This window comes from Spiroplasma endosymbiont of Phyllotreta cruciferae (genome assembly GCF_918697755.1).
The window spans coordinates 551394-574932 of the sequence record NZ_OU953854.1; the positions used below are offsets into that span (position 1 = coordinate 551394).

At 25.0% G+C, this 23539-nt stretch carries 47 protein-coding genes and 4 pseudogenes; 22 read left to right on the forward strand and 29 right to left on the reverse strand.

Annotation, left to right across the window (positions count from 1 at the left end):
* From NL276_RS03660 to NL276_RS03680, 5 genes and pseudogenes are all read left to right on the forward strand, one after another.
* Positions 1-295: pseudogene (locus tag NL276_RS03660) on the forward strand (ABC transporter permease); the annotation flags it as partial.
* Positions 296-650: 355 nt separating this feature from the next.
* Positions 651-1079, forward strand: coding sequence for a hypothetical protein (locus tag NL276_RS03665; RefSeq protein WP_253301228.1), 429 nt, complete (start codon positions 651-653; stop codon positions 1077-1079).
* 511 nt (positions 1080-1590) lie between these two features.
* Positions 1591-1884: an ATP-binding cassette domain-containing protein gene (locus NL276_RS03670; protein ID WP_253301229.1), complete on the forward strand. Its 294-nt coding sequence runs from the start codon at positions 1591-1593 to the stop codon at positions 1882-1884.
* Positions 1878-2090 carry an ATP-binding cassette domain-containing protein gene (locus NL276_RS03675; protein WP_253301230.1) on the forward strand — a complete coding sequence of 71 codons (213 nt, stop codon included), beginning with the start codon at positions 1878-1880 and terminating at the stop codon, positions 2088-2090. Before NL276_RS03670 ends, NL276_RS03675 begins: the two co-directional genes overlap by 7 nt.
* A gap of 730 nt (positions 2091-2820) precedes the next feature.
* Positions 2821-3231 carry a threonine ammonia-lyase gene (locus tag NL276_RS03680; RefSeq protein ID WP_256468763.1) on the forward strand — a complete coding sequence of 137 codons (411 nt, stop codon included), beginning with the start codon at positions 2821-2823 and terminating at the stop codon, positions 3229-3231.
* 220 nt (positions 3232-3451) lie between these two features.
* On the opposite strand, the gene NL276_RS03685 is transcribed toward NL276_RS03680, so the two are convergent.
* The 6 genes and pseudogenes from NL276_RS03685 to NL276_RS03710 all read right to left on the reverse strand — a co-directional run.
* Positions 3452-3637 carry a hypothetical protein gene (locus NL276_RS03685; protein WP_253301232.1) on the reverse strand — a complete coding sequence of 62 codons (186 nt, stop codon included), beginning with the start codon at positions 3635-3637 and terminating at the stop codon, positions 3452-3454.
* Positions 3638-3915: 278 nt separating this feature from the next.
* Complete coding sequence (locus NL276_RS03690; protein ID WP_370281054.1) at positions 3916-4143, reverse strand: hypothetical protein; 228 nt, start codon at positions 4141-4143, stop codon at positions 3916-3918.
* Entirely contained in the window at positions 4121-4375 is a 255-nt protein-coding gene (locus NL276_RS03695; RefSeq protein WP_370281055.1) for a hypothetical protein, read from the reverse strand. The genes NL276_RS03690 and NL276_RS03695 overlap by 23 nt, the downstream gene beginning before the upstream one ends.
* A complete protein-coding gene (locus NL276_RS03700) occupies positions 4260-4502 on the reverse strand; it encodes a hypothetical protein (protein WP_253301233.1) in 243 nt (80 codons plus the stop codon). Before NL276_RS03700 ends, NL276_RS03695 begins: the two co-directional genes overlap by 116 nt.
* Positions 4496-4729 (reverse strand): isopentenyl transferase family protein, encoded by a 234-nt coding sequence (locus tag NL276_RS03705; RefSeq protein WP_253301234.1) that lies wholly within the window; start codon positions 4727-4729, stop codon positions 4496-4498. The genes NL276_RS03700 and NL276_RS03705 overlap by 7 nt, the downstream gene beginning before the upstream one ends.
* 232 nt (positions 4730-4961) lie before the next feature.
* Positions 4962-5141: pseudogene (locus NL276_RS03710) on the reverse strand (phosphate ABC transporter ATP-binding protein); the annotation flags it as partial.
* Positions 5142-5355: 214 nt separating this feature from the next.
* On the opposite strand from NL276_RS03710, the gene NL276_RS03715 reads away from it, so the two are divergent.
* The 10 genes from NL276_RS03715 to NL276_RS03760 all read left to right on the forward strand — a co-directional run bounded on the left by NL276_RS03715 (position 5356) and on the right by NL276_RS03760 (position 11045).
* Positions 5356-5766, forward strand: coding sequence for a nuclease-related domain-containing protein (locus NL276_RS03715; protein WP_256468787.1), 411 nt, complete (start codon positions 5356-5358; stop codon positions 5764-5766).
* 499 nt (positions 5767-6265) lie between these two features.
* Positions 6266-6493 (forward strand): hypothetical protein, encoded by a 228-nt coding sequence (locus NL276_RS03720; protein WP_253301235.1) that lies wholly within the window; start codon positions 6266-6268, stop codon positions 6491-6493.
* 111 nt (positions 6494-6604) lie between these two features.
* On the forward strand, positions 6605-6952 hold the full coding sequence (locus tag NL276_RS03725; protein WP_253301236.1) for a hypothetical protein: 348 nt from the start codon (positions 6605-6607) through the stop codon (positions 6950-6952).
* Between the two features lie 456 nt (positions 6953-7408).
* Complete coding sequence (locus NL276_RS03730; RefSeq protein WP_253301237.1) at positions 7409-7648, forward strand: hypothetical protein; 240 nt, start codon at positions 7409-7411, stop codon at positions 7646-7648.
* Between the two features lie 530 nt (positions 7649-8178).
* Positions 8179-8433, forward strand: coding sequence for a hypothetical protein (locus tag NL276_RS03735; RefSeq protein ID WP_253301238.1), 255 nt, complete (start codon positions 8179-8181; stop codon positions 8431-8433).
* Complete coding sequence (locus tag NL276_RS03740; protein ID WP_253301239.1) at positions 8426-8590, forward strand: hypothetical protein; 165 nt, start codon at positions 8426-8428, stop codon at positions 8588-8590. The genes NL276_RS03735 and NL276_RS03740 overlap by 8 nt, the downstream gene beginning before the upstream one ends.
* A gap of 141 nt (positions 8591-8731) precedes the next feature.
* Positions 8732-9451: a hypothetical protein gene (locus NL276_RS03745; protein ID WP_253301240.1), complete on the forward strand. Its 720-nt coding sequence runs from the start codon at positions 8732-8734 to the stop codon at positions 9449-9451.
* Between the two features lie 73 nt (positions 9452-9524).
* On the forward strand, positions 9525-10346 hold the full coding sequence (locus NL276_RS03750; RefSeq protein ID WP_253301241.1) for a recombinase RecT: 822 nt from the start codon (positions 9525-9527) through the stop codon (positions 10344-10346).
* A gap of 67 nt (positions 10347-10413) precedes the next feature.
* Entirely contained in the window at positions 10414-10872 is a 459-nt protein-coding gene (locus tag NL276_RS03755; protein ID WP_253301242.1) for a hypothetical protein, read from the forward strand.
* A 2-nt stretch (positions 10873-10874) separates the two neighbouring features.
* Positions 10875-11045 (forward strand): hypothetical protein, encoded by a 171-nt coding sequence (locus tag NL276_RS03760; protein ID WP_253301243.1) that lies wholly within the window; start codon positions 10875-10877, stop codon positions 11043-11045.
* Between the two features lie 31 nt (positions 11046-11076).
* On the opposite strand, the gene NL276_RS03765 is transcribed toward NL276_RS03760, so the two are convergent.
* The 3 genes from NL276_RS03765 to NL276_RS03775 form a co-directional block, all read right to left on the reverse strand.
* Positions 11077-11364, reverse strand: a complete 288-nt coding sequence (locus NL276_RS03765; RefSeq protein ID WP_127093413.1) for a hypothetical protein — start codon at positions 11362-11364, stop codon at positions 11077-11079.
* A 119-nt stretch (positions 11365-11483) separates the two neighbouring features.
* Positions 11484-12005 (reverse strand): hypothetical protein, encoded by a 522-nt coding sequence (locus NL276_RS03770; protein WP_253301244.1) that lies wholly within the window; start codon positions 12003-12005, stop codon positions 11484-11486.
* A complete protein-coding gene (locus NL276_RS03775) occupies positions 11972-12109 on the reverse strand; it encodes a hypothetical protein (protein ID WP_253301245.1) in 138 nt (45 codons plus the stop codon). Before NL276_RS03775 ends, NL276_RS03770 begins: the two co-directional genes overlap by 34 nt.
* Positions 12110-13203: 1094 nt before the next feature.
* Here NL276_RS03775 and NL276_RS03780 point away from each other — a divergent pair.
* Positions 13204-13695 (forward strand): hypothetical protein, encoded by a 492-nt coding sequence (locus tag NL276_RS03780; RefSeq protein ID WP_253301246.1) that lies wholly within the window; start codon positions 13204-13206, stop codon positions 13693-13695.
* A 416-nt stretch (positions 13696-14111) separates the two neighbouring features.
* Here the strand turns inward: NL276_RS03780 and NL276_RS03785 are convergent, their stop codons facing one another.
* The 6 genes from NL276_RS03785 to NL276_RS03805 all read right to left on the reverse strand — a co-directional run bounded on the left by NL276_RS03785 (position 14112) and on the right by NL276_RS03805 (position 16137).
* Positions 14112-14276 (reverse strand): hypothetical protein, encoded by a 165-nt coding sequence (locus tag NL276_RS03785; protein ID WP_253301247.1) that lies wholly within the window; start codon positions 14274-14276, stop codon positions 14112-14114.
* Between the two features lie 166 nt (positions 14277-14442).
* Positions 14443-14595: a hypothetical protein gene (locus NL276_RS03790; protein WP_253301248.1), complete on the reverse strand. Its 153-nt coding sequence runs from the start codon at positions 14593-14595 to the stop codon at positions 14443-14445.
* Positions 14596-14627: 32 nt separating this feature from the next.
* A complete protein-coding gene (locus NL276_RS03795; protein ID WP_253301249.1) occupies positions 14628-14948 on the reverse strand; it encodes a hypothetical protein in 321 nt (106 codons plus the stop codon).
* Positions 14872-15582: a hypothetical protein gene (locus NL276_RS03800; RefSeq protein ID WP_253301250.1), complete on the reverse strand. Its 711-nt coding sequence runs from the start codon at positions 15580-15582 to the stop codon at positions 14872-14874. The genes NL276_RS03795 and NL276_RS03800 overlap by 77 nt, the downstream gene beginning before the upstream one ends.
* Before the next feature lie 128 nt (positions 15583-15710).
* On the reverse strand, positions 15711-15845 hold the full coding sequence (locus NL276_RS04985) for a hypothetical protein (RefSeq protein WP_256468764.1): 135 nt from the start codon (positions 15843-15845) through the stop codon (positions 15711-15713).
* Entirely contained in the window at positions 15808-16137 is a 330-nt protein-coding gene (locus tag NL276_RS03805) for a hypothetical protein (protein WP_253301251.1), read from the reverse strand. Before NL276_RS03805 ends, NL276_RS04985 begins: the two co-directional genes overlap by 38 nt.
* 352 nt (positions 16138-16489) lie before the next feature.
* Between NL276_RS03805 and NL276_RS03810 the strand changes: the two genes are divergently transcribed.
* From NL276_RS03810 to NL276_RS03825, 6 genes are all read left to right on the forward strand, one after another.
* Positions 16490-16744 carry a hypothetical protein gene (locus NL276_RS03810; protein WP_253301252.1) on the forward strand — a complete coding sequence of 85 codons (255 nt, stop codon included), beginning with the start codon at positions 16490-16492 and terminating at the stop codon, positions 16742-16744.
* Positions 16704-16961: a hypothetical protein gene (locus NL276_RS03815; protein WP_253301253.1), complete on the forward strand. Its 258-nt coding sequence runs from the start codon at positions 16704-16706 to the stop codon at positions 16959-16961. Before NL276_RS03810 ends, NL276_RS03815 begins: the two co-directional genes overlap by 41 nt.
* Positions 16962-16969: 8 nt before the next feature.
* Entirely contained in the window at positions 16970-17101 is a 132-nt protein-coding gene (locus NL276_RS05225; protein WP_370281036.1) for an ETX/MTX2 family pore-forming toxin, read from the forward strand.
* Between the two features lie 152 nt (positions 17102-17253).
* On the forward strand, positions 17254-17388 hold the full coding sequence (locus NL276_RS04990) for a hypothetical protein (protein ID WP_256468765.1): 135 nt from the start codon (positions 17254-17256) through the stop codon (positions 17386-17388).
* Positions 17389-17399: 11 nt separating this feature from the next.
* Positions 17400-17648, forward strand: coding sequence for a lipoprotein (locus tag NL276_RS03820; RefSeq protein ID WP_253301254.1), 249 nt, complete (start codon positions 17400-17402; stop codon positions 17646-17648).
* Between the two features lie 169 nt (positions 17649-17817).
* Positions 17818-17958 (forward strand): hypothetical protein, encoded by a 141-nt coding sequence (locus tag NL276_RS03825; protein ID WP_253301255.1) that lies wholly within the window; start codon positions 17818-17820, stop codon positions 17956-17958.
* A 176-nt stretch (positions 17959-18134) separates the two neighbouring features.
* Here the strand turns inward: NL276_RS03825 and NL276_RS03830 are convergent, their stop codons facing one another.
* The 14 genes and pseudogenes from NL276_RS03830 to NL276_RS03885 all read right to left on the reverse strand — a co-directional run bounded on the left by NL276_RS03830 (position 18135) and on the right by NL276_RS03885 (position 23281).
* Positions 18135-18830: a hypothetical protein gene (locus tag NL276_RS03830; RefSeq protein ID WP_253301256.1), complete on the reverse strand. Its 696-nt coding sequence runs from the start codon at positions 18828-18830 to the stop codon at positions 18135-18137.
* Positions 18805-19056 carry a hypothetical protein gene (locus tag NL276_RS03835; RefSeq protein ID WP_253301257.1) on the reverse strand — a complete coding sequence of 84 codons (252 nt, stop codon included), beginning with the start codon at positions 19054-19056 and terminating at the stop codon, positions 18805-18807. Before NL276_RS03835 ends, NL276_RS03830 begins: the two co-directional genes overlap by 26 nt.
* A gap of 13 nt (positions 19057-19069) precedes the next feature.
* Positions 19070-19642, reverse strand: coding sequence for a hypothetical protein (locus NL276_RS03840; protein ID WP_253301258.1), 573 nt, complete (start codon positions 19640-19642; stop codon positions 19070-19072).
* Positions 19635-19874, reverse strand: coding sequence for a hypothetical protein (locus NL276_RS03845; RefSeq protein ID WP_253301259.1), 240 nt, complete (start codon positions 19872-19874; stop codon positions 19635-19637). Before NL276_RS03845 ends, NL276_RS03840 begins: the two co-directional genes overlap by 8 nt.
* Complete coding sequence (locus NL276_RS03850; RefSeq protein WP_253301260.1) at positions 19855-20202, reverse strand: hypothetical protein; 348 nt, start codon at positions 20200-20202, stop codon at positions 19855-19857. Before NL276_RS03850 ends, NL276_RS03845 begins: the two co-directional genes overlap by 20 nt.
* Before the next feature lie 4 nt (positions 20203-20206).
* The gene (locus NL276_RS03855; RefSeq protein ID WP_253301261.1) at positions 20207-21112 is read right to left on the reverse strand and encodes a hypothetical protein; all 906 of its coding nucleotides are present in this window, start codon (positions 21110-21112) and stop codon (positions 20207-20209) included.
* 135 nt (positions 21113-21247) lie between these two features.
* Positions 21248-21424 (reverse strand): hypothetical protein, encoded by a 177-nt coding sequence (locus NL276_RS03860; RefSeq protein ID WP_253301262.1) that lies wholly within the window; start codon positions 21422-21424, stop codon positions 21248-21250.
* Positions 21425-21463: 39 nt separating this feature from the next.
* Positions 21464-21697 (reverse strand): annotated as a pseudogene (locus NL276_RS05230) (DDE-type integrase/transposase/recombinase); the annotation flags it as partial.
* On the reverse strand, positions 21618-21800 hold the full coding sequence (locus NL276_RS03865; RefSeq protein ID WP_253301263.1) for a hypothetical protein: 183 nt from the start codon (positions 21798-21800) through the stop codon (positions 21618-21620). The gene NL276_RS03865 and the pseudogene NL276_RS05230, both read right to left, overlap by 80 nt.
* Positions 21801-21812: 12 nt before the next feature.
* Positions 21813-21905: pseudogene (locus NL276_RS05235) on the reverse strand (hypothetical protein); the annotation flags it as partial.
* Positions 21906-22215: 310 nt separating this feature from the next.
* Positions 22216-22365, reverse strand: a complete 150-nt coding sequence (locus NL276_RS03870) for a hypothetical protein (RefSeq protein WP_253301264.1) — start codon at positions 22363-22365, stop codon at positions 22216-22218.
* 131 nt (positions 22366-22496) lie between these two features.
* Positions 22497-22790 (reverse strand): hypothetical protein, encoded by a 294-nt coding sequence (locus NL276_RS03875; protein WP_253301265.1) that lies wholly within the window; start codon positions 22788-22790, stop codon positions 22497-22499.
* Complete coding sequence (locus tag NL276_RS03880) at positions 22772-22942, reverse strand: hypothetical protein (protein WP_253301266.1); 171 nt, start codon at positions 22940-22942, stop codon at positions 22772-22774. Before NL276_RS03880 ends, NL276_RS03875 begins: the two co-directional genes overlap by 19 nt.
* Before the next feature lie 147 nt (positions 22943-23089).
* Positions 23090-23281, reverse strand: coding sequence for a hypothetical protein (locus tag NL276_RS03885; protein ID WP_253301267.1), 192 nt, complete (start codon positions 23279-23281; stop codon positions 23090-23092).
* Positions 23282-23539: the final 258 nt, after the last annotated feature.

The window sequence follows — 23539 nt, forward strand, 5'->3', positions numbered from 1 at the left end:
TGGTTATTTAGGCAATATATTTAATAAGAATCCTGAATATTTGCGCGTTTATCAAAACTTATTACTAAAATTATTTCTTTATTTAATGACATTATCATTTTTTGCTTCAAGTGGGATTTTATTTGCGGTAACATTTTTAAACTCACAAGTTGTTTTAATAATTGTTGTTATTTTCTGTAGTTTGTTTTTAGTTGGTGGGATGCCATATTCATTAATTATGAGTTTAGCAAAAACAGTTGAATTATCATTTGCTAATGATAGTATTACTCAAAACTATCCCAGTTCCAATTATTAAAAGTACGATTAATTTTAAAAAGAATCTTAAAAAGGATTTAATTAAATATCCCCCATTTAACAAATGCGATTTGAAACTTTTATGATCAATGAAGTTATAATAATTTAAATACAGTCTTTAAAAATGATGATTATAAAGATATTACTAGTGATCCAACATTACGAGTTTGTCGATTAGAATTTTATAAAAGTTTAGGGTTAACTGTTCCAAAGGAAGAAGAATTTGAAATTAAAACCCTTAAAGTATGAGATTCATCAACAAGGTATCTTTATGATAGTAAACTTCAAGATCTTAAAAACAATTATCCTTAATGTTGGATCAGCGACTGGGAAAGATGTCTCAATGAAAGTTAATTTTGCAACAGATTATTTTTTTTAAATTAGAGCAAGAATTAGACCAAAATGACCCAATCCAAAAAGAACTTGCAGATTATATGAAAGTTGTTTTAAAAGCAGATCATTCATGACAACCTTATATTAGTATGAATCTTTATAGTGGAGCATCATCGTTATTTTATTTTAATCGTGAAACTTCATATTATAGTTTATCAGCTCCGGGTGATAGTAAATTAGTATCAGTTGATCGGAAATTATCAGAAGGAAATGCATTTAATCCAACGTATGTTTTTACACAAGAATACAATAATGAATATAAAGGACAATTGTCAGATTACAACAATAGTGGTGATTTTAGAGAATGAATCTTAGATTATTTTGATATTCCAACCCTTTTTGTTCTTCGTGAAATTGAAATTGATCTTTTAAAAGAAAATAATGGACTATAAATTACTTGAAGAACAACCAATAAAAAGTACCTCTGAGTGAATTAAATATGATGATTTAATGAACACTTATGGGTTAATTTCGAAGTTTAATATCATTGAACATTGAAAACCAAATTTGAACTGCTTCGTTTAAACTTCACACCCATATTGATTTGAACCATTACAGCGAAGTAACATTGACTTTGGAAGTTCAAAATAACTATTTAATGAGTTATCAAGATTTCCCGGTTATCCTTAGGAGATGATAAGAAAATTGATGTTAACCCAGCGCCATTCTTAAACATTAGTTTAATTCAATACATTTATTTAGCTTTATCTGGGGTTTTCTTAATATGTTCTTATTTAATCTTACGTCGTAAAAAATATTACTTAAAAGGTGAAAGGGGATGCTCAAAAATGAATAATAATGCATTAGTAGTTAGTGAAGTTGCAATTTCATCACGAAATTTTACCAAAAAATTTAAAAATAGTATTGTTGGTCCTTTTAATTTTTAATGTTGGACGGGGTAAATTGCATGCAATTTTAGGAGCTTCCGGGAGTGGAAAAACCGTTTTTATTAAATCTTTAATTGGTGGATTAAAAGGTTTTAAGGGTGATATTTATATTTTTGGAAAAAAAGCAACCAAAGTTGGGATGAAAAAAATAATTGGTTATGTTCCAGAATTTATTACTTTTCCAGAAAACATTAGTTCTTATAATTTTTTTAAAATATATGGGGAAAACAAATGGTTTACGAGGAAGATATTTACGTGAGCGAATTGAATACTTAATGAAGTCCTTAGAAATTTGAGAACACCGTGATAAAGATGTTAATTATTTTTCATCAGGAATGAAAAAAACGAGTTATGATTATTCAAGGAATTATCCATGATCCAGATATTTTAATTTTAGATGAACCTGAAGCTGGATTAGATATTAATAATCGAAAAAAAATTATTTTTTATTTAAAACAATTAACCTTACGAGGAAAAACAGTCTTTTTTTTCATCGCATTTACTAGATGAAATTAAAGAATATATTGATGAATTTACAATGGTAATGAATGGGACCCAAATTTATAGCGGTCAATTAGCGGCTTTTAATATTAAAAAACAGTTATTATCTTGTTACTAATAATCCACCGGCGATGATGAGCTATTTTAATTCTAATAGGGTGCCAAATTGATATGACAAGGCCAATAATTATTTAAATTTTTGTTTTAAATTCACCGTTGCATTTATATTATGTTACGCAATATGCTTTAAAGAAACGAATTAAGATTACAAAAATTAGTGAAGTTGGGTTTTCATTTGACTTCTTACTACAAAAATTAAATATTACTTTTGCCACCCAATATGACAACAAACCGAAAATTACGAAAAAAACAAATTCAAAAGAGTTAAAAATTTTTTACCAGGATCGGGAATGGGTCCCGGCCAAGGCCCTGGTGGGTATGGGCGATAGCAGATATTAAAGTTAAGCGAAATATTTTTAAAGGAATCGAAAAAATTTAGAATATTTTTTTTATTTTTTTTGTCTATAATTAAATTAGGTCCAAACAAATTCAAAGAAAGAAGGAACAATAATGGAATATGATATTTCAAGAGAACAAATTGAAAGTACATATAACAAAATTAAAAAATCATATCATTAAAACTCCAGTAATTTATGCAACCGAAATTAAGTAATATTACTGATAATGATGTCTATTTAAAATTAGAAAACTTACAACGTGCAGGCTCATTTAAATTACGGGGGCCTTGTCAAAAATGATGGCTCTTGAGCCAGCAACAATTAAAAAGGGCGTTGTTGCGGCAAGCGCTGGAAATCATTCCCAAGGAGTTAGTTTTGCAGCTAATTTATTAAATGTTCCAGCAACAATTGTGATGCCAAAAACAGCTCCAATTAGTAAAATTAATGCAACTAAAAATTATGGTGTAGAAGTGATTTTGCATGGTGATTTTTTTGACGATGCCAATAAAAAAGCGTTAGAGATTGCAAAAGCAGAAGATAAAGTATTTGTCCATGCTTTTAATGATCTCGATGTTATTATTGGTCAGGGAACAATTGCAATAGAAATATTAGAAGAATTGAAAGATGTTGATTATATTCTCATCCCCAATTGGCGGGGGGAATTCTTTCAGGAATTGCAAGCTATGTCAAAGCTGTAAATACCAATTGTAAATTAATCGGTGTGCAAAGTCAAAATGTTCCGAGTTATTATGAAGCAAGGAAAACCAATAAATCGTTTTCAGTTCCACGGTAAATTATCAATTGCCGATGGGATTGCGGTTAAGCAAACTGGGGATATTACCTTTAATATTTTAAATAAATATGTTGATGATGTTTATCCTTGTATCATAAGCCGAAATTGCTGAAACAATTTTATTTTTATTTGAAAATTGTAAAATTGGTTGCTGAAGGAGCATGAGCAGTAACAACTGCGGCAATGTTATTTAATAAATTAAATGTTAAAATAAAAAAATGATTTGCATTTAAATAATAGTGACGGACTTCTTCTTGATATTCTTTTTTAAGGTTTTTGTTTTTTTCTTCGTCATCCTTGCTCTTTTCCAACTGCTAACTTTGTTTTTTTCGAAAACATAACAATCTTTTCGCATTTGTTCATTAGTTTTTATTTTGATGGCGTTTTGTTTGAAACCATTTCTGCAAATGATTGTAAATCTGATGGAATTTTCATACGGGGGCCTCCTATTTTAAATAATGACTATTTTGTAAATCAAGGATAATCTGGTGACAAACATCCTCAAATTGTGAATAGTGAAATGGATATCAATGAACATTTGTTAATTGATGTTTAAATCATGTAATTTGTTTTTTTTGCATAAATTTTATTAGCTTGTACCATTGCCGCTAAACGTTGCTTCATATGTAATTTCTCCTTTTAAATACTGGACAATTTCTGGACAACCAATAATCTTCATGCTTTGTTTAGTTATATCATAGTTACAATATTCATATGCTGCTTTAACCTCATCAAATATTCCTCGTTCCGTTAAACTTAAAACACGATCAGCAATATGTTGATAAAGTTCTGCTTTATCTGGTAATAATCCAATAATATATGGCTCAACATACCAATCATGATGCGTTTGGTCATTCCTTGATTTTTAAAGTTCCGGTTTGAAAGTAATATTCTAACGCTCGTCAAACTCGTTTACGATTATTGGGATGAATTTTAGTACTTTCTTGCGGATCAATTGCTGCTAATCTTTCCCATAAGACTTGGTTTGAGTCCTGTTCATATTTTTTTACTTTTGCTAAATCACGCCCCTTGGTTAGAAAACTGGTAATTTTTTAATAAAGCATTAATATATAATCCACTCCCACCAACAACAATTGGTAGTTTATTGCTTGCTCAAAGTTGCTCTAAAAACAACTCGTCCTTGTTCTTGATAAGTATTAATGGAATAACTATCATTTAAATCAATTATTGATAATAAATGATGCGGAATTCCCCACTTGCTCAGCGGGAGTTATTTTATTGGTTGCAAGATTCAACCCATTAAAAATTTGTGTTGCATCAGCATTAACACATTCTCCCATAAATTGTTGGGCAACCTTAATTGATAAATCGGTTTTACCACTTGCAGTTGGTCCAACAATTAAAATGACTTTTTTTCACCAATTAAACCTCCCTAATCTCATTATAAATATAACTAATTTTTACTTAATAATCTACTTTTTTAAATGAAAAAACTAACAACAAGTGTTAGTTTTGATTTGGTTTTTAAAATAACTCTGAACCGCTTTAAGTGCTTGGGTATAGAGGTTATTGATTTATATAGCGGTTAATAACCCCAAACACACCTTAACGTTATAATAAACGTAGAAAACTGTCTTTGCGGACAATTATATTTTATCATATCTTTTATCGGTTTTAACCAAAACGTCCTGTAATATAATCTTCTGTTTTTGTTTCTTGCGTATGGGAAAATAATAAGGCGGTTTTATTATATTCAATTAACTGTCCCATTCAAAAAAATGCAGTATAATCAGAAATTCGCGCAGCTTGTTGTAATGAATGAGTTACAATAATAATTGTAAAATTCTTTTTTATTAACTAGCATAACGGGAGAAAGTGAGATTGACAATATTAAAATTAAAAATATAATATAAATATGGTTTTATATTTATAATATTGTGAGGAAAATTAAATATGATTTTGGGTATTTTATTAATAGTTTTATTTTTTTTCATTTGTTTTAACTAGTATTATTTGTTTTTTTTTCAAAAATTTATTTAAAAAATAAAACAAAATATAGAAAAAAGGAATATTTGGAGAAAATTATGTTAATAATAAATTAATAAATGAATTAAATAAAGAAAAAATAGAATTTGATTTAATAAATGATTTATATTTACCTAGTGATTTTAATAAAATTGATTATGTTTCTCAGATAGATCATATATTATTGACAAGAAAATTTTTATATATAATTGAAACAAAATGACACGATTTAGATAATAGTATAGTTTATGGAAATGCTGAAAATAAATTTCTAACTATTTTAAATTTAGAAACAAAAACTAAAAATAATTATTATAATCCTGGATATCAAAATAAAACGCATATTAAAAATTATAAAAACTTATTAATAAAATGAAATAAAGATAATTCCTATATTATTCCTTTTAAAAATATTAAAAATATTGTTATTTTAAAAAATAAAGAAAAAAATTAGAATAACAAATGCAGGAAATAATTCGCAAATATTTTATTATAATATTGATAATTTTATTGAAAAAATAATTAATTTTGAAAGAAATAAAAATGCAAAATCAATATCTAAAATGCAATTTGATACAATTTGCTTATTTCATAAAGAATTATTAAGAAATAAAAATATATATAAAGAAAATCATAAACTTAATTTAAAATATTAATTTTAATAAATAAAATATATAGTAGATTGAAAATTAAAAAACAAAAAATATAATATAAATTAAGAATAAAAAAAGCATTTATTCAAATGTTTAATGTATTCAAACCAATAAAGGTTTCCCTCTACGAAACTTTAAATATAGGTAAATGTTTTTATTTTGGAATAATATATTTACATTAATTTTTAATTATATTTTTTAATTATTTTTAATTTATTTTTAGCATTTATAATTATTTAAAGTTTTAAACTATATGAAACCTTTATTTCTAATATTAGAAATGAAAGGAAAATTTTAATTATGTTTAAAGTTTATTTAAGTGAAATTAAGTTTAATCAAATTATAAAAGATAAGTCAAATAAAGATGTCTATTATGATGTTTATACATTTTTACGAGTTGAAGGTAAAAAAATAGTTGGTAAAGAATATCAAGATAAATGAGTTCGCAAAGATAGTGATTTTCAAAATAGTTTGCCCGAAATGATTGAAGGTAGTTTTTACAATGTAGAAATTGGTTTTAAATGGTAAAGTATCAAAAAAAAGTATCAAAAATATTGCCTTATGAAGAAAATTATAACGAACAAGATTTTATTAATAAATATTCTAATAGTTCAGCAATAACAGAAAGCAATAGTTAATATGAAACAACAGTTATGTATGGTTTGTGTTAATGATACTGTTTGAGAAATTGGTTTTACTTATTGTTGAAACTGTGTTAATGAAAATGTTGTTTTAATTAATCAATATTATTCTAGGTTAAACAATGAAAAACAAACTAAATTATATAAACAACGATTAGAATATTTAGTTAATGTTATTCATCAATGTTTACCTACAAAAATACCATTATTTATGTTAAGAAAAGCAATTAAATTGTATCTTAGTCATAATGTTATTGATATTGGTGTTATGCAAGAACAACATTTTAAATTATTAGTAGAACAAGTAAAAAATTATATGTTAAATATAGAAAGTGGTGATTGTTAAATGGCAGATATTTATTTAGGTTTATTTCTAGTTATATTATTTAGTGATTTAATTATTTTATTAGTTGATTATTTTGTTTTACAAATAAAACTAATAAATTAAAATTAGAAAATGCATAATTACAAAATAAAATAAATTATTTATGTATAAGTACGATGAAGCGGCAAAAAACAACTCTTGTTAAATAAAAAGGGTTGTTTTTTTATTTGTAAACCCATAATTATTAATTGATTCAGAGAAAGGACAGCATCTTAAATTCTTAAAATAGAAACTTTTTATTACAACTTTTTGATATTCTCTTTAAGTTTTTTATACATTTATTAAATATCTTAGAAATCTTTACAAAGTGTACCTGTTTTTTCTCCCCTTATTTAAGGTGTTGCCCTTTCTCTGTTTCAATTAATTAATTAATTTGGCTAATAAATAAAAAAATAATATCAAAGAAAGGAATGAGTAATGAAAAATAATAAGCAAGAACAAATTTGCGATATTGATAACTGCTATAAAGCAATATCATTCATTACCGAAGAATTTGTATCAAATAAAGTTTTATGAACTTGTGAAAATCATAAAGATTTATTAAATCGCATAAAAGATAAAAAACAAAAGAGGTTTTATAAACGCTTAGAAAATTCAAAAATTATCTTTGATGATAAAACTTGTTCTTTAAAATTTTGATTTTATAAAACAACTTAATGCAGAGTGGGACAGTTATTTTAAATAACTAAGCGCTTCCATAAGAACATGAGTATTAACTCATTCCCACAGCCATCCGAGGCAAGTACTGAAATAGTGTATGAGGAAAAAAGTAAATCGGCGCTGGTTTTATAACTAAGCGATAGTCGTGATAAGTCCATGGTTAATATCAAACGACAATAAAAAAAGAGATAGTGACTTTACAAATAAATTTGCGATAGATATTACTTCTTAGAAGTGACGGCGGTTTAATAAAAACCACAAAGTCAGCATTAGGCTCTTCAAGATGCGAGTGAATTTATTTTAAAAACTGAACGCTTTGACCTGAAATGGTGCGGATGAAGAGAGAGAATTCTCTGGCTCCACAAAGAAAAAACAACTGTCGATTATATAATATACCGCCACTGCTCACCCGCAGTGAAGCGAGTGGCGTAGTAAATAAATAACTTAATTTATATATAACTAATTCTCGCTTGGCACTTTCACTTGGGAGTGAGTACCAACGAGTTTAAAAATAGGAGGAATTAAAAATGATATGTAATAAAGCATTAAAAATTACAAATAAAGATATTATTTATGCACAAATTAATCGTGATTATTTAGGTAATTGAGAGTTAAATTTATATCTTAAATTTGGTAATGAAGAACTACACGTAGGTAATATTGAATTACCAATAGATTTTAATTTAAATTGCAAATGATATGAAATTGATAAAGTTAAAGGTTTAATTGGTGATTATTTAGAAGATGAAGAAGCGGATTACGAGGTGATAAATTATGAATAAAAGATACTTATTAGTAACAAAAGATAAATATAGTTTAAATACTACATATTTTTATAAATTTGATGAGGCAAGAATTTATTCTGAAAATTTAAATTATTGTAAAACTACAATTATTGATTTAGAAAATGAAAATATTAAATGAAAAGGAGTTGAATAATATGTGAAAAGATGAAAATGGTTATGTTTATACTGAAGAAGATTTATTTAATATGGCATTAGAATAATGTCATTCAGAAGATAATGCATATGAATATATTGATAATTTAATTAATGAAATGGAATTAGAGGAAATTTAATTATGGCAGATTTAAAATTAAATAATGAAGTTAAAAATATTACTTATCCGTTTTATTTAAAAGGAAATGATTTTAAAGAATTAAGTTTAAAAGCATTATCGATTAAAAATTGAATTAATAATTATGGCCAAGAATTAGCAGATTTTATTTATCGACATAGTAATCATTGAGCTTTAAATAATTATGAAAATGTTCACTTAAAAGATATGCCAAGTGCTATTAGTAAAATTGATATTGTTTTTAAAGAACTATTAGAATTAATTAAAGCTTTTAAAGATGATTTAAATCAAATTAGAAATAGTATTATTAATTTTGAAAAAGTAATGCAAAATAATAAAAATGAAATTAAAAATAATATAATTCAAGCTCGATTAATAAAACAACAAGAATTATTTAAACAACAAGAATTAAAAAAACAAGAATTAATAGAACAGGCAAATAATTTAAATGAAAATATGGGTCTAGATATTGATCAAATTCAAGATGAACAAGTACGAGTTATGGAAGAAATTGAGAAAATTGATAATTTTCTTGATCCAAAACAATTAAAAAAAGTTGGTATTAATTTAATTAAAGAAAAATTATTAGTTAAATATATTGATATTTTAGGTGTTAATGATAATTTTTTACAAAATGCTGATAAATTAGAACTTATTAATTTAATTAAAAATTATTTAATTGTTGATGAACAAATTGTTAAAAACGAAATTAAAGAACAATAAGACAGTAATAAGGATATTAATTTAATTGGTGTTAAAGGTATTAATTTTAAAATAAATAAAGGAGAAAAATAATATGGCAAATATTGTTGAATTTTTAAGAACAGATAAAGCAACAGAATGAATAAAAAGTAAATTTTCTAATGAAAATGAAATTGCAAGATTTAAAAGTAATATAGTTGCAATATCAAATAGTAATGAATTATTACAAAAAGCAGATCCAAAAACAATTATGACTGCTTGTTATCAAGGTGTATTATTAAATTTACCAATGGAAAGACAATTTGGTTATGCTTATGTAGTTCCTTATAATACTAAAATAACAAGGATTATTAATGGTTGTGAAGTGCAAGAATGAATTAATCAAGCTCAATTTCAAATGGGTTATAAAGGTTATATTCAATTAGCACAAAGAAGTGGTCAATATTTAGATATGTCAGTATCTGATGTCAAAGATGGTGAATTAATAAATTATGATCGTTTAAAAGGTACTACTTTTAATTGAATTCAAAATGAAGATGAACGAGAAAAATTACCAATTATAGGTTATGTAGCATATTTTAAAATGGTTAATGGTTTTGAAAAAACTTTATATATGACAAAAGAACAAATGGAAAATCATTTTATGAAATATTCTAAAACTTATGCAAAAAATAAATCATTTTATATTGCTAGTTTTGATGAAATGGCTCTTAAAACAGTATTAACTAGTTTATTAAGAAAATGGGGTATTATGTCGGTTGAATTACAACAAGCATATAAGTCAGACCAAGCAGTTATTACAACTAATGGTGAAAAGATTTATATTGATAATGATAGCAATATAAGCATAAATAAGGGTCAAATTAGTAATGAAAATATATCAAGCGAAGAAGTAGTGTGACAGATAATAATGTAGTTAAAGAAGAAGATATATCAAATGTAGTGCCAACAATTAATAATAACAACGATGAGGAATGAGCCACTTGATAAAAATAGGTATTGACCCATCAGGAACAGGTACTACCGCTATTGTTATTTATAAAGATAATAAATTAATTGAAAAATTAGAATTTACAAATAAAAATTGAAAAGAACAATATGAATTTATTAATGATAAATTGTTTGATTATGAAGAAAAAATTAATATTGAAGATTGTTTATATACATCTGCTAATGCAAGTAAAGATAGAGATGATTTATTAAGATTATTAGGAGCATTATATGTTTACAAATATTTTATTAATTGAGTATCACCAAAAAACACTAAATCAGTTGTTAAAAATATTGAGAATTTAAGTAAATATAATGATAGTTGTATTTGAGAATTTGATAAAGATATTAATTTAACTTATGAATATGGTAAAGGTTGAAAATATAATAATGATAAAATAAGTAATCATTTACGAGATGCAATTATTATTGCTAATTATGACGGTAAATAATTATGAAACATTCATATAATCAAAAAACAGGAAAATATTATTCTTGTAAAATTCGGAATGTTAATATTTATTTAAATACAGAACAAGAAGAAATATGAAATGAATTTAATGGATTTACTTATTCACAACGAATAGAATATCTTATTAATTATTATATAAAACACAATAAATAAAAATAAAAAATAACCAATTAAGGTTATTTTTTTAAATACTATTTGTTAGTTTTTGAATAGCATCTTTTTGTGCTTGTTTTTTGTCATTTACTTTTACTTGTTTTTTAACATTTTTAATTTGTCCTGTTTTTAATGCTAATTCTGTTGCGTAATCAGGTCCTCGTAAATGTTTTTCATGAGCAATAACGGCAGTTCTCAATTCCCTAATTTCTGCTTTATATTTTTTAATTTTTTTAGCAGATAAACCAAGAATCCCAAGACTACCCATTCCACCAGCACCAGCTAATACAAGTAAAGCAATCATTAATGTTTCATTCATTTTATTTAATTCCTTTCTTATTCTTACTCAAACAGTGGCCATCTATCCTTTCAGAACAAAATAATTTATAAATTAAACTATATAACCACCCAAAAATATCAGCCGCCCCTATATATAGTCTATTTTAAATTTAATTCTTGTTTATTTTCATCTTGTTTTTTAGTATTTTCATCTTGTATATTTTTTAATTTTTCTTCTGTTATACCATCTAAATTATTTCATTGTTTTGCTATTCTTGGCTGAATAACTCGCGGATTAATCCGACAATCTAAACAATGTCTTAAATGGTCTTTTTTTCATTTTGATTTATCAATTCAAATGATAATTAAAGAAATTATTAAAGTAATTAAAGGTAATATTGTAAATACTAATCCCATTTTAGATATTTTTAATCGTGGTATATCAATTTTCATATCTACTTTCGGTTTACTACTAGCAACAAATATGCCTTGAATTCCATGTGTAAATAAAGGTGTTAATAAAATAGCAATGCCATTACCTCAATATTGACCATAATTATATCAATTAATATTATCTTTTATTGCATTAATCATGCCATATTCTAATCAACAATTTAATGCTAAAAATATCAATGTATAAAATCCAACTACTCAACTACGAATTTTATATTTCTTTCTCATTCTCTAATATCTTTATGAGTTCAATTTGAGGTAGGAATAGGATCTTTTTTAAATCAATTTCAAGGTAAGGCACCTTTTAATCAAGTTGTTTTATCTTGTTTCATTATTAACTCACCAATTTTCTTTTAATTTTTAAATTCCTAATTTTTTATAAAGTATTATATTTTGAATTAGACCCTTAGGAAAATTTACAAAAAATATTTTTCCACTTTCAGGATGTATACTTACAATTAAATTATTATCTTGTGTCGGAATATATCTTGTTCATTCAACACTACCGTTATAATTTAAAGGTGTTTCAATAGAAGTGGTTAAAGTATCATTCTGTTGATAATTATAAATTAATCATAATTTATATTGATATTTTGTTTTATCAAAACCTTTAATAAAATAGTGTGGTATACTTGGTATAAAATCACTCGTATCAACTACTTCTCATTTACTTTCACTACTAATAGTAATATCACCATTACCTAATAATGAATTACCATTAATAGTTTTAATATTTGTACCACTTACTAATTTATCTTGTTTTGTATTAATATCTTGTGATGTTTTTACAATATATTTATTATCAACTTTATCAATATAATCTTTATTTAAATCAATGTCTTTAATAACATCTGATGGTATATCGCCACCTTGTTTTGTTTTTCAAACATTATTTTCATAATAAATAGTATCATTATCAAACGGAACAATAAGTTTAATATATTCGTTATAATCAATTTTAGAAAAGTCATTAATAGTTGGATAAGTAATATTTATTGAATTATCTGTTTGTAATCGTTCTTTTAATCAAAATAATAATGTTGGATAAAAAGTTTTTTTACTAATATGTTTATATTCTTCTTCTCATGGGTGAGCATAATTATCTAAACTATAATTATAAGGTCTAGTATTAAATTAACATTACCAACAGTTCAAAAACTACAACAAATTAAACGCTTTATTAATAATTTAAAGATTGGATATTTTAATTTTAATTTTGCTGGTGAAATTAATAATAAAAAATGATATCGTGAACGCCGAAGTGATGTTAAAAATATTAATAATTCATATAAAACACCAGTTAATAATAAATTTTATCAAGTTAATAAGTCTATTAAAGCAATTAATAAAATCAAAAGAAAAGTTAATAGTTATAAACCGTCTAATTTAAGAAATAAATATCGTAATCAATTAAGGAGTGTAATATATGGAAAATAATTTAAGTAATTTGTTATTTATAACAGTTGAAGATGTTAAAGCAAGTAAACTTTGACAACCCATTAATGATCGTAAACAATCTGCTTACAATGATAATTTAATTTATAATGCTATTTTAAAAACTAGTTTATGAATGGATAGATTATCTGGTGGCACAATTTCCGATAAAATAAATAAAAAAGATTTATTTCCCTGAGTAAAAAAAGATAATACTGGTTTAATTGAATATGATAAATGATTAAGTTATATTCAATCTGCTTGTTTATTAGCGGTTATAAATTGATATTTACCAAAAGGAGTTAATGATTTAACTGGTAGTGCTTCATTTTCACAAGGTGGAGTTGCTTATTCACAAACCAATGACCCTGAGGCAAATGAAAATATTACTCGTGATTTTAAAAAATGCTTTAAAATTAGCAGGTGAAATAATTGATATATATCTAGTAAAACAGTATCTAGCTTTTGGATATTTTTCTTTTAATTCTTGTGGTAATCGTTTTTTAATATAATCTCTTAAATGACTAGGTAATCATTTTCTTAATCAATAATGTCAAAATAAAGTTCCAGCATTAGATACAGCATTACTTAATAATTTTCAAATTTCAACTGGAACACTAGGATAAACATAAGGTCCATAAAATTTAGGATGTTTTGCTGTTTTTGTATATATTAAAATAGTTAAATTACCGGTTAAAGTTAATTTATTTGTAATATTAAACATTCCACTATCAAGTCAACTACTATTTAAATGTTGTCAATTAGTATTTAGATAATTTTCATTTTTAAATTGTTCTCTATTCTTATATTATTATCTTTTTCTAATTGACTTAATATTTGTTGAATTTCTTTTTGATGACCTTTTTTTATTAGATCAAGATAAGTATACGGATTTAATCACTAATAAATATCTTCAATCTTATTTGTAATCTTTTGTAACGGATTAGCATAATATGAAGCAAATTTACTAACTTTATTAATTAAATTAACAAATTTATTTATTATGTGTTCATTACCTAAGTTTTCTGCTAATAAAGTTAAAACTCGTAATATTAATAAGTTCATGTCTTATTGAGTATTTTTAATTTTAACATCAATCGGATTTGTTTGACCAGTAGCGTTGTTTTTACCTTCAATTACAACTTCAATAATTTTATCATTTGTAATATCAATTGGTCAGTCTTCACCTTTGGGTTTTGGATAGTAATTAAAATCATTTTCAGTTAAAGAACTATTTAACTGCTTTTACCGATTTTAAAACAACATCTTTAAATTGTGGTTTTAGTTGTTCAGTTGTTGTTTGTGTTGGGTCATCAACATGAATAATTGGTTTGTCTAATTTATTAATTTTACTAATATCAAATTTTATTTGTTGTTGGTGCATTAATTACATAATCAACTGGCACTCTAAATGTTTTATTTTAGATTACTTTTAGCAGTATTAATTTCATCTTGTGTTGGTTCTTTTTCTAAAATAATTTTACATGTTTTAGGATATAAAATAGTTGGTGTTGCATATTGCACTTTACCAATTCATTTAGGGTTAGCAGTATCATTATCTAAAACTTGTTGAATAGTATCCATATTAATTGGATATGATCATACTTGTTTATTAATAATTAAACCATTTACATTAGTAAAATTATAACCTTTATCACGGTTAACTTGTCCTTTTGTATATGTTTTTTCTAAATGAAAAACTTTTAGATACTGGAATACCCATTGCGGTATTTTCATATAATTCACCATTAACCATCGCTTTTAATTGAGCTTGTGAACCAATTACTTTTAAATAAGCGGGTGTTAATCCTAAATATGCTCTTCGACCTAAAACCATAAACATTTTATCTGTTGGCAATCCAAAATATAAATTACTAATTTGATTTGTTAATTCAATCAAAGTTTCATTTAATGTAAAGAATGCCTTATTTGCATCATCAGCATTTTCTGCTGTATAACTACGAAATGGAATAACTTCATATTGACCATCTGCAAAACAATAATCATAAATAGCCTGAATTAATTCACATTCTAAATTAACAAATTTATTTTGTACAACACTAGAAATAGCATCAGCAATAACACCATTTTTAATATTTTGTTCTATTAATGCTAAGTCAAATGCTTCATTCATTAATTTTAAATTAAATCTTTTATCAATAGGAACTGGAATTCTTGTTAATCCCATCGTTTGAGTTGCACCACCATTTGGCAATGAATAATCATCTTGTCATACTACACGATGAGTTAAATTATATAATGCTTGTCCTGCATTAGGTAATCAAGCAACTTGTTCAGCTGTTGCAGTAGCATATTGCATAATACTTGCATATTCATTATATAAAGGTCCACGCAATAATGCATTAACCATATCAACATAGGCTTTTTGACCTGTTGGTATTACCTTCTAATGTAAAAGGTATTTGTGGCAAATTAATTGTTGCCATAATTTCACTCCCTTATTATCTAAGGTTTTTAAGTGTATAATCAGTTAATTTTTTAATTTCATCAGGAGTTATATGCTCCTTTTTCTTTAATACTTTCAATTTCATCATTTTTATTTTCAACCGATTTTTCAATCATATCTTTAATAAAATTAGTTGGTGAAATTGATGGTTGTTCTTCAACAAACAAATCAGGTTTTAATTCTTTTAAAGTTTGTATTTTTTTCAGATAAAGAACTACCACTAACTTTATTTAAATTATTTTTAATATCTTCAATTTTAGTATATGGAACATCTTTAAAGGCTTTTAATTCATCTAATTCATTAGATAATTTAATAAAGTCTTCTTTTGATATAACATCTTCGCGTTTTTGCACACTTTCTCTAATTTGTTTTGCTTCATTATTAAACTGATTTAAGATATTTTCAGCAATCTCTTCACTTAAACCTTGTTCTATTAATTGTTCTTTTGTAAGTGCCATTTTATAAACTCCTCTTTTTTTATCCTTGTTCGATTAACAAGTCAGCATAAGTCTTTTTAAGGCGGAAGCATAAACCGTAAATTACTTTTTTGTTAAAAGAATAAACCATTAATTTAATTATATACTAATAGTTTACTAATACAATACTTTTTATTAATAAAAAAAAATACCAAACATAATATGCTTGATTGCTAATTTAGCCCTTAAAACAAGTAATAAGAGCTATTTTTCAAGATAAAATTTTTAAAATAATTTCTATTTTTACTTGTAATATATATATATATATATATATATATAATGCAACTAGATCTTGATAAAAAGTTTCAAGATTAAGAAAAGGAGAAAAACAAGTATGAAAAAATTACTTAGTTTATTAAGTGTATTAACAATTAGTGGAAGTACAATGTCAAATGTAATTGCTAATAAACCTTATTTAATAACAGCTTATGAAAATAATTTAAGATATGAAATACTTCCTCCAACAAGTGTAAAAAACTTTATTACAACTTTCATGAATAAAATTGAAACCAATGATAATTTTGATTATTGAATTGGGACAGCAGATTATGATACCCAGTGACGTTTTAAAGAACTTACAGAAAAATAAAACAGGTAGTTTATATACAAAAAACATGACAGCAATATCTGATAATGTAGTTCAAACATTTGAAGATAATTATACAAATAATAGTAGTTCTTCTCAAACTTTTCAAACGCAATCTTATTCAAAAACTATTGGTAATACCAATTCATTTACTATTTCCTTAAATGAATCAGTATCATTTAATACAAGTTTTGATTTTCTATTTTTAATTCATCTATAAATGTTGATATGAACTCAAGTCAAACATGAGATAAAACAACAACCACTGAGGAAACAGTAACTGCACCAAGTCAATCATTTATTGTGAGTCCTAACTCCAAAGGAACTGTAGAATATATAATTAGACAAGGGTACATATAATTCAAATGGAATTATAAGATATTATGAACAATTAGATTTTAAATTTGCTTCACCATATTGAAAAACAAAGGGGTGGAAAAGAAGTATATTCACTTATAAATTTAGTAGATATGATTAAAATAATTGGAACTAAATATAGGGATATGCTTTCAATGGACTACAAAGGAAATTGTGTTTGATCAGTTGATAATGTAGATAATCCTACTGTTATTATATTTAGTATACCAATAACTTGAAATTCACAAGGTGGTAAACTTGATGTTACTTTTGATGAAACTCCGTTATAAAATAAATAAAAATGAAAAGATTATTAAGTATTTTAGGAACAATCACTATAATTGCAACAAGTACCACAAGTTTAATTGCTTGTGATAACATAGCAGAATATACACCTGAAGAATTAACAAAATTAAAAGAAGAAAATAAAATTAAAACAAATAATCAAGAAATTAGAAATAATTTAGAATGAATAGCACCACAAGAAAAACCGTTTAATAAAATAGATAATAAATATTATTATGTAGTATGAAGAGGTAATGGGAAATAAGTGAAATTTAACTAAATTTAAAATAATGAAAAAATAATACCCACAAAAGAAAATAACAATAATGTATTTAAATGCCTGGATGAACAAAAAGAAAACAAACTTAAACTACATTATCACGGAAACTTATATGCAGGAAAAATAATTAATACTGATGTTGATTTAATTAATTATGAATTATCTAAAAAAACAAATTGACCATGAAGAATTGACAAAGGAACTTATTTTAAATCCCGTTTATCGTTGAAATGGTGATGAACATAAATTACCTAATTTAGATATTGAAAAAAATGGTAATATAAAAGTTAAATAAAAATATAAAAATAGATAATTAAATCTATTTTTTTGTTTTATCTTGGTTTAATTGTAATTTTAATTGGATTATTATTTTTATTTCTAATCCCAAAAACACTGGGGTTAGAAACGTTTATTATTATATTATCTTCATTACCCCAAGAAGTATTAATTGTGTTACAATATCCAGATAATTTAACAATTAATACCTTTGAAAATCTGATTTTTTAATTTCATATCATTTGTATAATATGCTTGTAAATATGTTTCTTTAATTTTATTATCATCATTATTGGATAATTTTGTTACTTGAAACAAAGAATTAATTGTTCATCTTCTTCACGAAATAACATAACTATTTTCATAATTTTCACTTGACAAACCATTTGTATATGCAGTGGCAAATGTTAGAATATCATTTACTTTTATATTATTTGTATATAAAGTTATTGTATTATCAAAATTAATATCATCAGTTTGTGATAAACACTCTTTTTGTAAACTTGCCTCAGATAATTGTCCAAAATTATATTCACAAGTATAATAACCTGCTAAAATATTAACATTTCTATTAGGAATGAGATTTTCTATATCTGGTGGTGCACATTCAACCCGCAAATTACCTAGATTACTTATTTCTATTGTTTTATAAGAACTAATAAATTTATCAATACTTTGAATTGTTGGGTCAATTTGTCTTAAATCAATTTCAGTTTCATAATATCCTTCATTAAATTCATTAGAAAATAAATTAATATAACTATTAGGAGTATTTGAACGTTTACATTGTGCTGGTGCTGTAATTTTGGTTTTTAATGGTTGAATTGTATTAGATCCTCATATATCTTTTGTATAAGTTTTATAATTATATGGTATTGGTGGGGAGAACATATTTTGGGTAATTAAAGGTTGGTATTTCATAATCATGTGGTAATAAGAAACTAGTTTTATAATTAGTTGTCATATCGCGTAAATAGTTATTTAAGACACTTTTTGTTTTACCACGAAAACTCCATACTGATAATCTTAAGTAATCTTCTTCATTATTTGTATATGGGTTATCAGCATAAAAGATAATTTCAAAATTACCTTTATATAATGCTTGAATTGAAAACATATCAATTATATAACTACAATTTGTACCATCTGGGTGTTTGTAAGAATTCTAAATTATTATCTTTTTCACTATCACTAACTGGTGTTTGTGCATCTACTGCTTTGGTTTGTTCATTAATTAAATAAACTCGGTTAGTTTTTTCATTTAATTGTTTTAAATTATAAGTTGAGTAAACTAACGCACTTGTTTTTGAACCATTTTTATTTAAAACAGTACCTTTGCATTTATCAGTTAATAAAGTAGTAAAACCTAAACTAGTAGCATTTGCTCCAAATATAGCACCAACTTTATCATTACCTTGTTCTCTAAATATTTCAAATGGTAAATAACCTTTACCTTTTGATTTTTCAGACCAAAAGGCATCATTATAAAAACTATAAACATTAGAACTCATAAAGCCATTAAGTCATTGAAAATTAGGTCAAGTTTTTTCATCTTGGTTAATTACTCAACCTCATGGAATACCAAATGAAATAAAGTTTAAGAATTTACCAACTCCACCCGGTATCGTAAAAGGGTTAAAAACTAATTTTTGCGTATAGTTTAAAGGTAATACAGTAATTTGACGATTAATAAAATTATTCATATTTAAAATATCTCAACATTAGAAGAGCCCATTTTATTATATTGCGAATTTGAACTTGTCCAACAGTATTACCAAATTCATCTTTTCTTCTAAAATAAGATGATGCTTGGGTACTAATAATGTTATCAATTGTGCCACCGTTTGTTTTTATTTTGCTTGGTGGTGTTATTTTTCAATCTTTCGATCAATAAAATTTAGAATCTTTATCTTCTTTATGAATATTTTCTACCAACAGTAGAATTAGTTGATGATGTAGTGCTGGGATCTGTTATAACAATACCTTCACTATTTTTTTGTTTTCAAAAATCATATCTACTTTCCATATCTTGTTTTCAATCTTTAAATCCCGTTATCATAGTTGGTTGTATTCCTTGAATGTTATATCACTTACTTCTGGTGAAGCATAAGTATTTACTTTGTCAGGTGGAGCAGGGATACATGTTATACATTAATAAATCACGAGAATTCATGACTTTTTTATTAAATTGACCTTTAATAATTGGTCGACCAATAACGGGCATATCAAAAAAGATCGGATTACCATAAAATTTAACGGCCATTGCTCTAACACCAGGATCTTTTAATAAAACCTCATCTAATTCAATAGTTGACGTATTTGTTTTTCTCATCATAAGTTATTTTAGGAAAACAATAACCTTCACCTGGGGCACTTGTTTGTATAAATTGTCGTACTGATAAACCACTATGATTAATTTTGTCATTAATACTTGAAAAGGTAATTTCTTGTCATAAAAAACTACCATCATATGGTGAATAATAATTAATAACATTTGAGGGATATAATCATTGTTTATCTTGGGGTGCAGAATTAATATCACCACCACCAATATTTAAACCACGATCATTAAATACAGTATAAAAATTATAATAATCATTAATATTTAATTTATTGACATCTTCATCTAAAATTAATAAAGTATATTGTCTTTCTGTTGATTGTTGAGTAAATACTTGTTCAAATTTAGCTTCACCGAATTGGATTGAACTTTTATTATCAACCATATAAGCATCTCAATATTTACCAACTTTAACTTCTTTTGTATAAAAGTTATCGGCTTTATTATCATTATTCATAAAATAACTTAATTTATATTGCTTTAAGTATTCTAATATTTTATTAATATCATGAATATTTTCACCATCAATTAATTTTCAATAAACATTATTATTTTCATCTTTTAATTTTATCGCAAAAGGTGTTTCATTATTTGCTCATATTGTTGAATTAATAGGTTGTTTATTAAAATCATCAACGGTTAAGATATTAATTTCTTCACCTTTATATTTTTGTACTATTTGTAAACTATTTTGTCATTGAGAAATCGTACTTTCCATATTATCAAATATGCGTGAATAACTACCATAATCACTAGGCTTTGCATTATTAGGTTTTCATCCTGTTTCAGTATCAGGTATATATGAACTATAAACATTAAAAGGAAATACCATTCATTGGCGATTATCTCGTATGTTTTCTCTAATATCTATTAAAGTATCGTGGGCTTGTCTTCTTAATTCTTCTATAACCCCCGGGTTAATTTCTAGACTGCACCCATTTTAGTAAGTACTAATAAAAAGTATTTACTATTTTTTTATTATATCTTTTTCTTTACGATTTGAATATCATGTATTTCATTTTATAACATCTTGTATATATTCTTCATGTGAATTATATATTTTATTATGGATTGTAGCTTTCTTAAGTAATGAATGAAAACTTTCTATAACAATATTATCTGCACAGTGGTAATTTTTCCCCATTGAAATTATAATACCGTTAGATACACATTTATCGAGATAAATAGCGGATGTGTATTGATATCCGTGGTCTGAATGAATTATTAATCCATTCAGATCTTTTTTTATTAATTTTATTTTATTAATTGCATCATTTAAATTATCTATTACTAATTTATTGTCATTATATTTAGATCACTTTACATCAACTATTTCTTTAGTATATCCATCAATAATTGTTGATTGATAATATTTTTCTCTTTTTCAAATTAAATATGTTACATCAGTATATAGCAGCTGAAAACCTTGTTTTTATATCATTGAATTTTCGATTAATTAAATCAGGATATTGCAATAAACTTTTTTCTTTATTCTGTTTATATTTCATTTTTCTTCTCATTTTTCTTACATATTCAGGTTGTATTTGATTATAACGCATAATCCTTAAAACTTTTTTTGAATTATATTTTATATCATAATCTTCTTTTAAATATTTAGTAATTCTTCGATATCCAAATTGTTTTTAAATTTTCTTCATAGACTTTTACAATATCATTTATTGCTTCTTTATCTTTTTTGCTACTGTCATAATTTTATAATTTATCTCAATAACTACGTTTTAACCCCGTTACTTCTAATAATAATTTTATTGAATATTCATGACAATTTTGTTTAATAAAAGAGACGATTCTTAGTTTGCTTAATTGTAAAAGTCATGGAGCTTTTTTAATAATTCATACCTTGTTTTATAATATTCTAAATCTCTTTTACCAAAAGAGATTTTAGGTCCTTTATGATTGTTTAATTTTCCTTTTTTATGATTTGCTCATCAAGATTTCTACTGTATTTGCATTTAGATTATATTGTTTTGCTACTACTCAACAACTTTTTTGTTTAATTTCCTCAATGATTTTTGTTCTAAATTCTGATGTATATTTGTTATATTTTTGACCTTTTCTTGCCATATAAAATGCACCTCCTTTAAAAGTTTAGCAAAGTCTTTTTTTACTTTACTTACTTTTTGGGGGTGCACTCTATTCTACTCATTTTTTAATTCTCCTTAATTTCTGTTCTACCTTGTAAGGCATTTTGATTATTACCAGTTTCATCATATTCTAGTAAATTTATTATTATGTTCGATTTCTTTAGTTTGCATTTTATCTTGTCATGCTTCTATTTTTTCTAAATATTTTGTTGCTTCTAATTCATCAATATTATCATATTCAGTAATTGCTCTTATTGGCTCCATTGTACCATTATCTAATCTAGCAGTAATTAATTCATTTTGTCGCATTTGGTCTACTAAACTAGCACTAACAAAATCAAAGCCATATGGACGTTCACCAACACCATCTCATAAACCATAGTATTTTAAAACAGTATCAAACATTTTAGTATATATTGTTTACGATATGATTGTAAATATGCTTGTTTTTCTAAATCTTTTGTTTTAGTTAATAATGATTGTGTTTTATTTTGGTCATTATCTGATTTATCACCAAATGGACTAGAAAAATGACATGCTAAATATACTTGTTTCAATAATTGCTTTTTGGTCTTCGGTATATGTTTATAATGTTGGTGTCCCTTGCACCACTTGTAAAGATTGGGATAATTGACCATCTACTGTTGAGAACTTGATTGAACAAAAATATCATCAAATACATCTTGTAGTACTTTTTTATTACCTTAGTTATAAGCGGTCATTAAATCATCACTTAGTATCCCATATCAATGCGTACGATTTGCATATCTTTCTTTTGATTTAATATTAAAACTATCTTCTAAATCAAATTGTAATTTATAACAATTTGCCATTGTAGGTCATGGATTTAAAGTAGTTGATGTTGATAAAAATAAAGGATTAGGTTCATTTATCATTTTTCAAAAAGGGACTATGCCTAATTTATTTTTAAAATTATTGTACTAAAACAGGTTTAACATCATCTTTAATTTGTGTTTTACTTTGCCCAACAACTACTTCATTATTTTTTGGTCAACCTTTAATAACTATTTTATCTTTGGTACAAATAAATTTAAAATAAAACCACTATCTGATTGATGATAATTTAATCAAATATCAGCACCTTGTTCAATTTCATTTTATTTACTTACTCTTGTTGTAAAGTTAAAAGGGTT